This window comes from Neisseria sp. HMSC067G12, from assembly GCF_001812725.1.
Classification (GTDB): domain Bacteria; phylum Pseudomonadota; class Gammaproteobacteria; order Burkholderiales; family Neisseriaceae; genus Neisseria; species Neisseria perflava.
This window is the reverse complement of record NZ_KV810192.1, coordinates 65,333-79,090: the sequence shown is the minus strand read 5'-3', so window position 1 is coordinate 79,090 and position 13,758 is coordinate 65,333. Positions and strand designations below refer to the sequence as shown.

At 53.2% G+C, this 13,758-nt stretch carries 12 protein-coding genes; 6 read left to right on the top strand and 6 right to left on the bottom strand.

The window, feature by feature from the left end; all coding sequences use genetic code 11:
• Positions 1–89 precede the first annotated feature (89 nt).
• Positions 90–677, top strand: coding sequence for a GNAT family N-acetyltransferase (locus HMPREF2871_RS03725; RefSeq protein ID WP_049336865.1), 588 nt, complete (start codon positions 90–92; stop codon positions 675–677).
• A 173-nt stretch (positions 678–850) separates the two neighbouring features.
• Here HMPREF2871_RS03725 and HMPREF2871_RS03720 read toward each other — a convergent pair whose 3' ends face one another.
• The 4 genes from HMPREF2871_RS03720 to amgK all read right to left on the bottom strand — a co-directional run bounded on the left by HMPREF2871_RS03720 (position 851) and on the right by amgK (position 6,376).
• Positions 851–2,440 (bottom strand): tannase/feruloyl esterase family alpha/beta hydrolase, encoded by a 1,590-nt coding sequence (locus HMPREF2871_RS03720; RefSeq protein WP_053088472.1) that lies wholly within the window; start codon positions 2,438–2,440, stop codon positions 851–853.
• Positions 2,441–2,754: 314 nt separating this feature from the next.
• The gene (locus HMPREF2871_RS03715) at positions 2,755–3,213 is read right to left on the bottom strand and encodes a hypothetical protein (RefSeq protein WP_049336864.1); all 459 of its coding nucleotides are present in this window, start codon (positions 3,211–3,213) and stop codon (positions 2,755–2,757) included.
• A gap of 178 nt (positions 3,214–3,391) precedes the next feature.
• Entirely contained in the window at positions 3,392–5,287 is a 1,896-nt protein-coding gene (mnmG, locus tag HMPREF2871_RS03710) for a tRNA uridine-5-carboxymethylaminomethyl(34) synthesis enzyme MnmG (protein WP_049343753.1), read from the bottom strand.
• 84 nt (positions 5,288–5,371) lie between these two features.
• Complete coding sequence (amgK, locus tag HMPREF2871_RS03705; protein ID WP_003749406.1) at positions 5,372–6,376, bottom strand: N-acetylmuramate/N-acetylglucosamine kinase AmgK; 1,005 nt, start codon at positions 6,374–6,376, stop codon at positions 5,372–5,374.
• 69 nt (positions 6,377–6,445) lie between these two features.
• On the opposite strand from amgK, the gene HMPREF2871_RS03700 reads away from it, so the two are divergent.
• From HMPREF2871_RS03700 to HMPREF2871_RS03690, 3 genes are all read left to right on the top strand, one after another.
• Positions 6,446–8,845 (top strand): LPS-assembly protein LptD, encoded by a 2,400-nt coding sequence (locus tag HMPREF2871_RS03700; protein ID WP_349267157.1) that lies wholly within the window; start codon positions 6,446–6,448, stop codon positions 8,843–8,845.
• Positions 8,842–9,831, top strand: coding sequence for a peptidylprolyl isomerase (locus tag HMPREF2871_RS03695; RefSeq protein WP_049336860.1), 990 nt, complete (start codon positions 8,842–8,844; stop codon positions 9,829–9,831). Before HMPREF2871_RS03700 ends, HMPREF2871_RS03695 begins: the two co-directional genes overlap by 4 nt.
• A gap of 106 nt (positions 9,832–9,937) precedes the next feature.
• Complete coding sequence (locus HMPREF2871_RS03690) at positions 9,938–10,747, top strand: alpha/beta hydrolase (protein ID WP_049343750.1); 810 nt, start codon at positions 9,938–9,940, stop codon at positions 10,745–10,747.
• A gap of 257 nt (positions 10,748–11,004) precedes the next feature.
• On the opposite strand, the gene HMPREF2871_RS03685 is transcribed toward HMPREF2871_RS03690, so the two are convergent.
• Together HMPREF2871_RS03685 and rsmI are read right to left on the bottom strand one after the other, a co-directional pair.
• Positions 11,005–11,637 (bottom strand): DUF1269 domain-containing protein, encoded by a 633-nt coding sequence (locus HMPREF2871_RS03685; RefSeq protein WP_049343748.1) that lies wholly within the window; start codon positions 11,635–11,637, stop codon positions 11,005–11,007.
• A gap of 217 nt (positions 11,638–11,854) precedes the next feature.
• The gene (rsmI, locus tag HMPREF2871_RS03680) at positions 11,855–12,742 is read right to left on the bottom strand and encodes a 16S rRNA (cytidine(1402)-2'-O)-methyltransferase (RefSeq protein WP_049343746.1); all 888 of its coding nucleotides are present in this window, start codon (positions 12,740–12,742) and stop codon (positions 11,855–11,857) included.
• Positions 12,743–12,807: 65 nt separating this feature from the next.
• Between rsmI and HMPREF2871_RS03675 the strand changes: the two genes are divergently transcribed.
• Both HMPREF2871_RS03675 and HMPREF2871_RS03670 read left to right on the top strand, forming a co-directional pair.
• Positions 12,808–13,155 (top strand): YraN family protein, encoded by a 348-nt coding sequence (locus HMPREF2871_RS03675; RefSeq protein ID WP_049343743.1) that lies wholly within the window; start codon positions 12,808–12,810, stop codon positions 13,153–13,155.
• A gap of 4 nt (positions 13,156–13,159) precedes the next feature.
• Positions 13,160–13,753 (top strand): phosphoheptose isomerase, encoded by a 594-nt coding sequence (locus HMPREF2871_RS03670; RefSeq protein ID WP_049343741.1) that lies wholly within the window; start codon positions 13,160–13,162, stop codon positions 13,751–13,753.
• The last annotated feature ends 5 nt before the right edge of the window (positions 13,754–13,758 follow it).

Below are 13,758 nucleotides of genomic sequence, written 5' to 3'. Positions count from 1 at the left end.
GCTTTCAGACGACCTCAGAGATGCTGTCCGCTAAGACACTATAAAAGGTCGTCTGAAAACTCAAACTATCAAATACAAAGGAAACCTCCATGACTGATTTCTCATCCACTCCCGTTTTATCCTTTGACCGCGTCCGTCTCGAACCTTTAACAACGGCACACGAAGCCGGTTTGCGCGAAGCAGTTTGCGACGGCGAAGTTTGGAAGCTGAACGTAACCACCGCGCCCGAACCCCACCAAGTAGCTGACTATATCCGCACCGCCATACAAACCCGCCTCGCCTTTGCCGTCATCGACGAAGACACGGGAAAAATTGTCGGCTCAACTTCGCTTTACCACATCGACCCCGCCATCCCACGCCTCTACATCGGTTTCACATGGTATGCCCTGTCGGCACAGCGCACGCACATCAATACCGCCTGCAAAATCATGTTGCTCGACTACGTTTTCGACACTTTAAACTGCCGTTGCGTCTGCTGGCAGACCGACAACCTCAATACCGCCTCCCAACGCGCCATCGAACGCTTGGGTGCACACCAAGACGGCATCTTGCGCTGCCACAAGCTGCGGAAAGACGGCAGCGTGCGCGATACGGTTGAATACAGCCTGCTGCGTGAGGAATGGCCGCAGGCAAGGGTAAAACTGCTCGAAAAAGCGGCAGCTTATGACGCGTCCTGAAAAAACGTTTGCTTCTTCATTTTTTCATCAGAACACACCCATCTTGCTGACAATCTGAACTCTTTAAAAAATTAATGAAATAAGGTGCAATACCGTCAATCCCCTGATAAATAAAGGCCGTCTGAAAGTTTCAGACGGCCTTTATTCTGTTTTATATTTCTCTTTTACATCAATCAGCGGCATTCAAAGCTATCTGCTTTATTTTCATTCCCGCCGGTATAAGTGGCGACTTTCGGATAGGCGCAAATCGGCATTTGTTTATTCGGGAAGGATTTCCCTTGTGCAATCATGCGCTCGGGGGCTTGGTTTTTGCCATGCCAATTTTCCAAAAGTGTGAGCGGATCTACATCATTGAAGGCTTGGCCACCGCCGCAGTGGTTCATGCCGGGTATCATAAACAGGCGGCTGAAGCTTTGGGCGCTTGGCGTGTCGGCATTCATTTGGCGGAACCATGCCACTTGGTCTTTGGCGGAAAACACGGGGTCGGACACGCCGGTGATCACAATCAGTTTGCCGCCGCGTGCGCGGAAGCTGCTCAAATCGGTGGACACCGCATCGTTAATTGCGCCGGTTTGGTATGTTTTGGGCGTATCGCGGTCAAAATCGAATTTGCTCAAATCAAAGTTCGGCATGGCGGGAGTCATGAAATACCAAGTAAGCGAACCTGCGCCGAGCGTTACGCCGCGTGAATCAGGCTTGGCGGTTTGCGAGCTGCCGAGCTTCCATTTACGCCAGTCGGGCTGATTCATACCCACATCGTAATACCAGCCGCTGTAAATCTGGTTGCCGCGTGAGTCGCGTGCGCCGTCCATCACGGCTTTAAGGGCTGCGGTTTTGGCGGGGGAGAGACCGGCGTGTTCGGCTTTGAAATCGCAGCTTTCCCATGCGTTAATCACGCCGTCTTTCAGACCGTCGCGTGCGTCGCAGCGGTTTTTCACCGCTTCGCTCACTTTGTCCAAATCAGCTTGGGTCAGGGCATTAGCCAGGATTTTGTTGCCCTGCGCGTCTTTGGGGGCAATTTTCATGAACTGTTGATAATCCCACTGTTGGGCGACGGCAGCACGCGACAGACGGAAGCCGGGATTGGCGGCAATCACACCGTCAAATTCTAAAGGATAGCGTTGTGCGGCCATCATCGCTTCACGTCCGCCGTTGGAGCAGCCCATGAAATAGCTGTGTTTCGGCGCAACGGCATACATCTTTTGAATCAAATGCTTGGCAACGACGGTTACTTTTCCTGTGGACTGGTAAGCGAAGTCTAAACGCGCCTGCTGGTCTGCGCCGAAGTTGGGCGTGGGCGTGGGGTGGCCGCCGTCCATAGAAACTACGGCATAACCGCGCATCAGCGCTGGCGTAGCGGTAGAGGTGCGTACGGGGATACTACCCACGGCGGGCGCAACAAAGCCGTCCACCCCGCCACCGCCTTGAAACAGGAAACCTCCGTTCCAATTTTCAGGTAGCCTGAGTTGGAATTTCGTGCCGTAATGCTTGCCGTCTGCACCGGTGCGCGCGCCAATTTCGCCTTCCACCACGCAATGCGGTTTGGACTGTAAGACATTGGTTGAACCACCAGTGAGGGAAGACATTCTGTCGGCACTGATTTCGCCGTTCGACCATTCGGCTTTAGTGATGACAGTATCGGTGATAGAGATATTTTTCAGGGTAATGCACTGCTTTTGTGCATTTTGAGCGGGTGCTGCATGAACAGCAGAAATTCCGGCCAAAAATAGCACGGCAGCAAATGGGGAAAGTCGGGGTTTCATTGATACAGCTCCAATTTGAAGGTGGGCTTAAGGAATTTAAAAATTCCCGTAACTGAAAAATAAATTGATAAAACTGTCTGGAATGATATTTTTAGACTGCCTTTCAAGGGCGAGTATGGTAATCCATATGTTCGGCATTTTTTACATAAATTTCATAATTCCAGCCGTTATCATAGGGATAAATCAGATGTTTACCGACTAAACCTCTTGAATCTTGTGTATCAAATGTTGCAATTTTACTCCTTTTTACTATTTATCGAGTATTAGTGCCGTAGCAACTGTATTTTTTACCCCGTCGGGCAAAAATACAGTTGCTACAGAATACGGCTTTTCCAAGCTTGAAACTGATGAAATCCGTTTAAAAGCAGCATTTGCAACTCTTCTCCAGAAGATATGACGGTATAGTTATCACTATATTCTTCCGGCAAATGTTGTGCAGTGTCTTGTTCTAATAAGATCAATAAGGGTTCAGTATCGCTAAATTGCGGATTAACAATCACCCAATCCGCAGCATGGCACAACTCATAGATGAAACTACACTCCTCATCCGTTAAATATGCATGGCCAATATTTCCTTCAAACTGGCATTCCCTATCATTGAAATCCGTTATTTCCAAATCTGTGGAACAGTTATCAAACTCTAAATAGTTGCCGTCCTTATCACGAAGGCAGCTATCTAGTCCCCTGCTGTTTAAAAATGATTTTGCACCTTCACGGTTGCCGTCTACCTGTTCGCCATTTTCAAAGCGGTAAAAATATAGGGAAAAGCCCATTGTTACTCCTTATTTAATTTTCAGGTTGGGTTTTACACATCAATTTTAATGTGTAGGCTGCTTTTGTAGACTTTGAAAACCTACCGCAAGTCAGATTCTTGAATCTGACATCTTGTAGTAACAGATGTGTCGAAACACAAGAATTATCCGACCTGCGGCTGCTCCGCGTTCAGGTAACTTACTTCGCATCTTTAAACCCGCGTTTCAAATGCACCATCAGCAATGCGACGGCGGCAGGCGTTACGCCGGAGATGCGGCTGGCTTGGCCGACGGTTTCGGGTTTGTGCTGGTTGAGCTTTTGCTGCACTTCTGCCGACAAACCTTTGACTTTGCTGTAATCAATGTCGTCGGGCAGCTTTAAGGTTTCGATGTCGCGGCGGCTGTCGATTTCTTCGTTTTGACGGTCGATATAACCTTGGTATTTAACTTGGATTTCGACTTGTTCGACCACGCTGTCGGCAAGTGCGGTTTCAGGTTGTGCGTCGGGCAGGGTCATCAGCGCGGCGTAGTCGAGGTTCGGGCGGCGCAGGAGGTCGTGTAGGTTGGCTTCGCGGCTGAGTTTTTGGCCGAATACGCGCAGCTGCTCTTCTTCGGCGAGTTTTTGCGGTGTGTACCACGTTGTTTTCAAACGTTGGATTTCGCGTTCGATGGCTTCGCGTTTTTCGTTGAACATGCGCCATTGTTCTTCACCCACTAAGCCGATTTTGTAGCCGTCTTCGGTCAGGCGCATGTCGGCGTTGTCTTCCCTGAGTTGCAGGCGGTATTCGGCGCGGCTGGTGAACATGCGGTAGGGTTCGTTCACGCCTTTGGTGATGAGGTCGTCCACCAATACGCCGAGATAGGCTTGTTCGCGGCGCAGCAGGAGCGGGTCTTGTCCGCGCACGTATTGCACGGCATTCGCGCCTGCGAGCAGGCCTTGTGCGGCGGCTTCTTCGTAGCCGGTCGTGCCGTTGATTTGTCCGGCGAAAAAGAGGCCTTGGATGGTTTTGGTTTCGAGGCTGGCTTTGAGGTTACGCGGGTCGAAGTAGTCGTATTCGATGGCGTAGCCGGGGCGCAGGATATGGGCGTTTTCCAGGCCTTTCATGCTGCGCACGAGGGCGATTTGGATGTCGAACGGCAGGCTGGTGGAGATACCGTTTGGATAGTATTCGTGTGTGGTCAGGCCTTCGGGTTCGAGGAAAATCTGGTGGCTGTCTTTGTCGGCGAAGCGGTTGATTTTGTCTTCGATAGACGGGCAATAACGCGGACCCACGCCTTCGATTTTGCCGGTAAACATCGGGCTGCGGTCGAAGCCTGATCGGATGATGTCGTGGGTTTGCGTGTTGGTATGCGTAATCCAGCAAGACACTTGGCGTGGGTGCATATCGGCGCGGCCGCGTACAGACATTATGGGAACGGGTGTGTCGCCGGGCTGTTCGGTCAGTTGGGAGAAATCAATCGTGCGTCCGTCAATACGCGGCGGCGTGCCGGTTTTCAGACGGCCTTGCGGCAGGTTCAATTCGCGCAAACGGCCGCCCAAGGATTTGGCGGCTGGATCGCCGGCGCGGCCGCCTTCGTAGTTTTCCAAACCGATGTGGATTTTGCCGGACAAAAACGTGCCTGCGGTCAACACGACGGCGCGTGCTTTAAACTCCACGCCCATCGCGGTAACCACGCCGCTGATGCGTTCGCCGTCGAGCGTGATGTCTTCGACGGCTTGTTGGAAAAGATCGAGGTTTTCTTGGTTTTCCAACATTTCGCGGATGGCGGCTTTATATAGGATACGGTCGGCCTGCGCGCGCGTGGCTCGCACTGCCGCGCCTTTGCTGGCGTTCAAGCGGCGGAACTGGATACCGGATTTGTCGGTGGCCAGCGCCATTGCGCCGCCCAATGCGTCGAGTTCGCGCACAAGGTGGCCTTTGCCGATACCGCCGATGGAGGGGTTGCACGACATTTGGCCGAGGGTTTCGATGTTGTGTGAGAGCAGCAGGGTTTGCGCACCCATGCGTGCGGCGGCAAGCGCGGCTTCGGTACCGGCATGGCCGCCACCGACGACAATCACGTCGTAGGTCTTGGGGTAAATCATGTAAGTCATTTTTATGTGTTCTGTAAAGGTTTCAGACGGCCTTTTGTTGATCAGGCCGTCTGAAAAGTGGAATCAAATCTTAAAAAACCAAGCTTAGAAGGTATAGCCTGTTTCCAATTCATCATCGCCGACCAATTCGACCAGCAATGCATAAAGCGGCGCCAAATCATTGTAACGGCGGGATACGCGGCGCAAATAGTTCAAGAAGCGCGGGATTTCAGGACGGTATTTGTCTTTGCCGTCGCGGTAGTACAGGCGGGCAAAAATACCGGCCACTTTCAAATGGCGTTGTACACCCATCCATTCAAACCAGCGGTAGAACTCGTCAAACTCGGCAGGTACAGGTAACTCGGCAGCGCGTGCTTTTTCCCAGTAACGGATGACCAAGTCCAATACAAATTCTTCTTCCCATTCGATAAACGCATCGCGCAACAGCGACACCAAATCATAGGAAATCGGGCCGTAAAGCGCGTCTTGGAAGTCCAACACGCCCGGGCGGCCTTTTGCCAGCATCAGATTGCGGACGATAAAGTCGCGGTGGACATACACTTTGGGCTGAGCCAACAAGGGTGGCAACAGCGTATCGACGGTTTGCTGCCACAACTGGCGTTGCTTGAAGGTCAGCTCGCGACCCAATTCTTTGGCCACAAACCATTCGGGGAACAAGTTAATCTCGCGCAGCATCACTTCGCGGTCGTATTCCGGCAATTTGCCGGGTTGGCTGGCTTTTTGCAGTTCGATCAGTTCGTCGATGGCTTCGAGCAGCAGGGCTTTGTGGGCGGTTTCGCTGTTTTCCTGATTCATGGCGGTCAGGAATGTGGTATTACCCAAATCGTTCAATACCATAAAGCCCAACGCTTCATCCACATGAAGCACTTGCGGCACATTGACCATGTTAAACAGTTTTTGCACTTTCAAATACGGCGCAACACTCATCTTCTCAGGAGGCGCATCCATACAGATAACGGTCTGGCCGTCTGAAAACGTCGCACGGAAATAACGGCGGAAGTCGGCATCGGCTGCCGCAAAGCTCAATTCGAACGGCTGGTTCGGGTAAACAGACTCCAGCCAGTTTTGTAATTCGGTTTGTCGTTGCATAGCGGTATCGCAGAATTTCAGGTTACAATAACCGCTATTCTAACTGGCAAACCGATTTAAGGGGCGATTTTGGCTCGTTTATTTTCACTCAAACCCTTGGTACTCGCCTTAATTATGGGCTTTGGCGCAACAGCCGTGCGCGCGGAAGATGCTTCTGTTCCGCAGGCGGAAGACTATACCCCTGCCCACGCCGCCGAATCCAAACCGGCAAAAACCGGCCAAAGCGAAGCCGATCCGCTTTCCTTGGGCAGCACTTGCCTGTTTTGCGACCATGAAGATGCCAAGCCGGCCGAAACCGCCGAAATCAAACGCAGCGGCGAGCCTGCCCTGCCTGCCGATTACACCCGCGTCAACGCCGATAAAATAGAAGGCCAGACCCAAGTCGGCGTCCGTGCCGAAGGCGACGTCATTGTCGAGCGCAATACCGATGTTCTCAACGCCGATTGGGCGCAATACGACCAAGCCGCCGATACCGTTACCGCCGGCGACCGCTTCACCCTGTATCAAAACGGTTCAACCGTATCCGGCGACCAATTGGTTTACAACCTCAAAGACCAAACCGGTTCCGGCACCGCCGTGCGCCTCAATACCGAACAAGGCGGCCGCCGCCTTCAAAGCGTCAGCGAAAAAGCCGAACTCAAAGGCAAAGGCCTCTACAAGCTCATCAACACCAAATTCAACACCTGTTCGCCCGGCGATGCCAGCTGGTATATCCAAGCGCAAAGCATTGAAGCCGATGAATCGACAGGTATCGGCGTGGCCAAACACGCTTCGCTCGTATTCGGCGGCGTCCCCGTCCTCTACACGCCTTGGGCGGACTTCCCCATCAACGGCAACCGCAAAAGCGGCCTGCTCGTTCCGACCATTGCCACCGGTTCAGACGGCCTTGAGCTGAGCCTGCCCTACTACTTCAACCTTGCGCCGAATTTGGATGCCACCTTCCGCCCGGGCATCATCAGCAAACGCGGTGTGCAGCTGGGCGGCCAAGTCCGTTATCTGCAACCGAATTACAGCGGCGAAGTCGATGGCGACTGGATGCCAAACGACCAAAAAAGCGTCCACAACAACCGCTACCAGTTCAAATGGAAACACCAGCAGCAGCTGAACAGCAAAATCAGCGGCGGCATCAACTACAACCAAGTTTCCGACGACGATTACTACCGCGACTTCTACGGCCGCGAAGACATCGCGCGCAACGTCAACCTCGACCGTCAGGCATGGCTCAATTACAGCGACAAACTGTTGGGCGGCAGCTTCGACGGCTCGTTGCGCGTACAAAAATACCAAACGCTGGCCAACCAAGACGGCTATAAAGACGAACCTTATGCCATCATGCCCCGTCTGACCGGCCGTTGGCAAAGCCATCTCGGCAAAGCGCAACTCAACGTGTTCGGCCAATTTACCCGTTTTGACCACGATACCAAGCAAGACGGCAGCCGCGTGGTGCTCTACCCGAGCGTTAAATGGGACTTCCACAACCAATGGGGCTACATCCGGCCTAAAGTCGGTGTACACGCCACTTATTACAGCCTCAACAGCTTCAACGGCCAAAGCAGCCGCAATGTCAGCCGCGTCCTGCCGATCATCAACGTCGACAGCGGCCTGACTTTCGAGCGCAGGGCCCGTCTATTCGGCGGAGAATACCTGCAAACGCTCGAACCGCGCCTGTTTTACAACTACATTCCGACCAAGTCCCAAAACGACCTGCCCAATTTCGACAGCTCCGAAAACAGCTTTAGCTACTCGCAGCTGTTCCGCGAAAACCTGTATTCGGGCAACGACCGCATCAATTCGGCCAACAGCCTGACGCTGGCCACACAAAGCCGTATCCTCAACCCCAACACCGGTGCGGAACTCTTCCGTGCAGGTATCGGCCAGAAGTTTTATTTCAAAAAAGACAACGTCCTGCCTGACGGCAATGTCAGCAATTATCCGCGCAGCCAATCTGACTGGGTAGCCTTTGCACACGGCAACCTTACCCCGAGCACACGCATCGACTTGGACATCCACTACAACCAAAACTTAAGCCGTGCCGAGAGCTACGCCGCAGGGATTACCTACAACCCCGAACCCGGCAAAGTCTTAAGCGCGCGCTACAAATACGGACGCAACGAGCGCATTTATCTGCAAGCCAACGGCGACTATTTCTACGACAGGCTCAGCCAAATCGACCTTGCCGCCCAATGGCCGTTGAGTAAAAACCTGTATGCCGTTGCCCGTTACAACTACGAAATCGAAGCCAAAAAACCGCTGGAAATGCTCATCGGTGCAGAATACAAAAGCAACTGCGGCTGCTGGAGCGCAAGCTTGGTCGGCCAACGCTATGTTACCGGCGAAAACAGCCACAAAAACGCCATATTCTTCAACCTCCAACTCAAAGACTTGAGCAATATCAGCAACAACCCATTCGAAAAACTCCGCTTAGCCATCCCCGGTTACAGCAAAACCAACGAGGTAGTCAAACAATGAACTTCAAACCCCTGATTCTCGTCGCCGCACTCACTCTCGCAGTAGGCGCACACGCCGCCCCTAAAGCCAAAGCAAGCAAAGCGCGTGCAGCCAAAGCAGCTGCCGTCAGCGCAACCACCATGCCTGCCGTACAAAGCGGCGTACATCTTTCAGACGGCATTGCCGCGGTTGTCGACAACGAAGTCATTACCCACCGTCAAGTAGAACAAGCCGTGGCACAAGCGCGTCAAACCATGCCTAAAGGCACACAAATGGACGCCAACGAGCTGCGCCAACAAGTTTTGGCACAAATGATCAACCAATCCCTGATCCTCCAAGCCGGCAAACGCCGTAATATCCAAGCAACCGATAGCGAAATCGAAGCCGTTATCGCGCACAACCCCAACATCAAAAATCCGTCTGCCGCCGTCCGTCAAGACATCGCCGACAGCATTATTGTTGAAAAAGTGCGCCAACAGGCCATCATGCAAAACAGCCGTGTGAGCGACTCTGAAGTGGCACGCTACATCGAGCAGGCCAAACAACAAGGCGTAACCCTGCCTGAAGCAGACCCTGTGCGCCAATACCATGCCCAACACATCCTCATTAAAGCCGACAACGACAATGCCGCCGTCGGCGCAGAAAGCACCATCCGCAAAATCTACTCACAGGCCCGCAGCGGCGCAGATTTCGGCGGTTTGGCACGCCAATACTCGCAAGACAGCAGCGCCGGCAATGGCGGTGATTTGGGCTGGTTTGCCGACGGCATGATGGTTGCCCCATTTGAAGAAGCCGTCCACAAACTCAAACCCGGCCAAATCAGCGCCCCTGTCCGCACCCAATTCGGCTGGCACATCATCAAGCTGAACGACGTCCGCGAAGCAGGTACGCCTGAAGAGCGCCAACAAAACGCCGTCCGCCAATACCTGTCCCAACAAAAAGCGCAACAGGCGACCACCAACCTCCTGCGCGAACTGCACAGCAGCTCCTACGTTGACGTACGCTAATTGCGCGTATTGTTAAAAAGGCAGAAATCCGTACAATAAGGCCGTCTGAAAACCATTATTCAGACGGCCTTTTCCCTTAAGCAACCATTGATTAAAGCACCCCATCATGTCCATCCGTCCCAACTGGCAAACCGCTACCCTGCTGCAAGCCGAAGAAACCTCCATTACCTCCGCCCACACCGGCCGCACCTACCGCATTCAAGCCGCGACACTCGGCGAGCGTCCGGCAGGCGGCTATCCCGTGCTGTATATCCTTGACGGGGATGCCTTTTTCCCCGCCATCCTCAATATGGCGCAATCCCTGCTCATCAACCCCATCACCAAAAGCCATGCCGCCTGTCTGATTGTCGGTATCGGCTACACCGGCGGCAACATCCGCGACCTAAGCCAACGCGCACTCGACTACACGCCACCGCTGCCCGACAACGCGCCCGAATCCGAACGCAAACAATACGGCCAAGCCGACCGCTTCAGCCGCTTTATCGATGACGAACTCTCCGCCCTGCTCAACAGCAAATACCGCATCGATACCCAAAACCAAGCCATCTTCGGCCATTCGTTCGGCGCACTGTACGGCCTCTATTCCCTGTTCACCCGTCCCGAACGATTCCGCCATTATTTGCTGGTTTCGCCGTCTATCTGGTGGCAAGACCGCCGCGTACTTGATTGGCTGCCCGACACATTGCCGCAAGGAATCGGCATCCGCCTCGGCGCAGGCGAGCATGAAGGCAGAAACAACCGTCCCGACCAAACCAGCCGCGGCATGGTCGCACAAGCTAAAATCCTTGCCGGCACTTTGCACCACCTCGGCGCAGATGTCCGCTTTACCCTCTACCCCAACGCCAATCACGGCAACGCCCCGTTTTACGCCCTGACCGACTGCATCGAATATTTGCGCAGCGCATGGCAGCGTTGAAGCAGGTTTGCCAAACATCGAGGCCGTCTGAAACGCAAACTTAGAAGCGTATTGAACCTATTGGATCAATCTAAAATCCAATTATAAAAAGGCCGAGACCTTTGCAATAACATAGGTTGAGACCTTTGCAAAGGCCTCGGGGCATGAAAAAGGGAGAGGCTACCTGAAAAATAGATTTTCAGGTAGCCTCAAACTGGTTTGGCATGCATCCGAAACGGAAAATTTGAGCGGTTACATACCTTGGGTTGGTGGCAGTGTTATTTCAACTTGGCTGCCAATTTGTCGAATTTTTGTTTGATGTCGGCCTTGAAGGCTTCCACTTTCCCTTGGCGTTCGGCTTTGCGTTCGGCTTTGCGCTGTTTTTTCCACGCTTCGTGTGCCTGACGTGCCACTTCTTTCTCCGCTTCTATTGCTGCCAATACCTCCTCTTGGGCAACGGCTGCATCTTGCCGGAGAATAACGGTTTTGAAACGGTGGAAGAAAGCATCCAATATAGCTTCGTTGAGTTCTTGCGCCAAAATAATGATTGCAGTACTGCCGTTATCCAGTTTTTTGGCTGCATTTTCCAGCAACGCCCCCTCTCCCAATGTTTGGGCAGTGCCTACATCACTGCCGATGAGTGCGCCAGTAGCTCCACCCAACAGAACACCGATAGGACCGCCGAGGATGCCGACCAGTGAACCAATGAGGCCGCCCGTCCATGCGCTTTCGGCCGTATTGGCGGTAAAGTCGGTGCTTTCTGCTGGGATAATCAGACCATTTTCCTTTTTAATCAAAACGGCTTGTGCCACCAAAGCATCTGTTGTCTGCGAGTAAGCTTTCAATTCAGAAAAGGCTTGATAAGCTTCGCTGGAGATGTCGAATAAGGCAACGATGATATTTTGTTTCATAAGTCCACTCCCGTAGATTGAAAGATTTAAGAACATACTAGTTGTATGCAGTGTCATTGTAAATTACAAGGGGGGGGGGAGCAATGCGGCAAACAGAACTTTACCTATATAAAGCCTGTAGAACCGGCAAACGGATAACGAACAATACCCAGTTTTGCCTGTAGGAAATCGTCGCATCGTTCACACCACAGGTTGAGAAAAATAAGCCTGCAAGACCTCAAGCGTCGTCTGAAATCCGTTTCCACTCCAACGCTAAATCATACAGCGCCTTTTTATTCTCGCCGGTAATCTTGGCGGCAAGCTCGGCAGCTTGTTTGGTCGGCAACTCGGCCGCAAGGATTTTCATGGTATTTTGCGCCGCCTCGGGCAAATCGCTGTGTTTCTCTTTCACCGAAGGGTGCAACACCAGCACCATCTCGCCGCGCGTTTGGTTGCTGTCGTTTTTGAGGGCGGCTTGGATTTCGGCAACCGTGCCGCTGAGGAAGGTTTCAAACGTTTTGGTGATTTCGCGCGCCAGAGTCAACCGGCGTTCGGGGAACTGCGCGGCCATATCCGCAAGGCTTGCTTCGATGCGGTGCGGCGTTTCAAACATCACAATCGGAAAATCGGCTTCCGCCCATTTGGCCAGCAACTTTTGGCGTTCGCCGGCCTTAGGCGGCAGGAAACCGTTGAAGTAAAAATCGGATTCCGTCACCCCGGCCACGCTCAGCGCCCCCATGACCGCGCTTGCACCGACCACAGGCACCACTTTAAATCCGGCTTCGCGCACGCGGGCGGCAAGTTTCGCACCGGGATCGCAAACCGCAGGCGTGCCCGCATCCGAAACTTGGGCGACGCTCAGGCCGTCTGAAAGATGGGCGATAATTTTATCGGCCATCTGCTGCTCGTTGTGTTCGCGCACGCTCACGAGTTTGCCCTGAATGCCGTACGCACTCAAAAGCTGGGCGGTAACACGGGTGTCCTCGGCGCAGATAATGTCGGCCTTCTGCAGAACGGCCAGCGCGCGCAGCGTTATGTCGGCTAAATTGCCGATGGGTGTGGCGACAACGTATAATGTCTGTTTTTCGATGCTGTCGACGGCTTTTTGCAGGTGTTTTGTATACATAGATTCAAGGCCGTCTGAAACGGCGTCTCTTTAAAAACAATGATTATATAACGGGTAAACTTTTCATGCGCTTAAACCACAAACAGGGGGCGGCGGCCGAAAATGCGGCGCTGGCATTCCTGCTGGGCAAAGGCTACTCGCTACTGGCGCGGAACTGGCATTGCGCCTACGGCGAAATCGATTTAATCGTCAAAAACGGCGGTATGATTGTGTTTGTTGAAGTAAAATACCGCAAAAACCGAGGTTTCGGTGGTGCCGCATACAGCATCTCGCCGTCCAAATTATTGAAATTGCAACGAAGTGTAGAGTATTATCTGCAAAAGCACGGGTTAAACCATGCGCCCTGCCGCCTGGATGCGGTACTGATCGAGGGCGACGGTCCGCCCGAATGGATTCAAAATATTACAGGTTAACCTCATGACAACATTACAAGAACGCGTTTCCGCACATTTTGCCGAGAGCATCCGCGCCAAGCAGGAAGCCGAAAAAGTACTGGTCGAGCCGACTGCACAGGCTGCCGAGCTGATGCTGCAATGCCTGATGAACGACGGCAAAATCCTAGCCTGCGGCAACGGCGGTTCGGCTGCCGACGCGCAACACTTCGCCGCCGAAATGACCGGCCGTTTTGAAAAAGAGCGCATGGAATTGGCCGCTGTCGCGCTGACGACAGACACTTCCGCCCTGACCGCCATCGGCAACGACTACGGTTTCGACCATGTATTCAGCAAACAAGTGCGCGCGCTCGGACGTGCAGGCGACGTATTGGTCGGCATCTCCACCTCCGGTAATTCCGCCAACATCATCGAAGCCATCAAAGCGGCACACGAACGTGACATGCACGTCATCGCCATGACCGGCCGCGACGGCGGAAAAATCGCCGCCATGCTCAAAGATACCGACGTTTTGCTCAACGTCCCTTATCCGCGTACCGCCCGCATTCAGGAAAACCATATTTTGCTGATTCACGCCATGTGCGACTGCATCGACTCCGTCCTGCTTGAAGGCATGTAACCCTT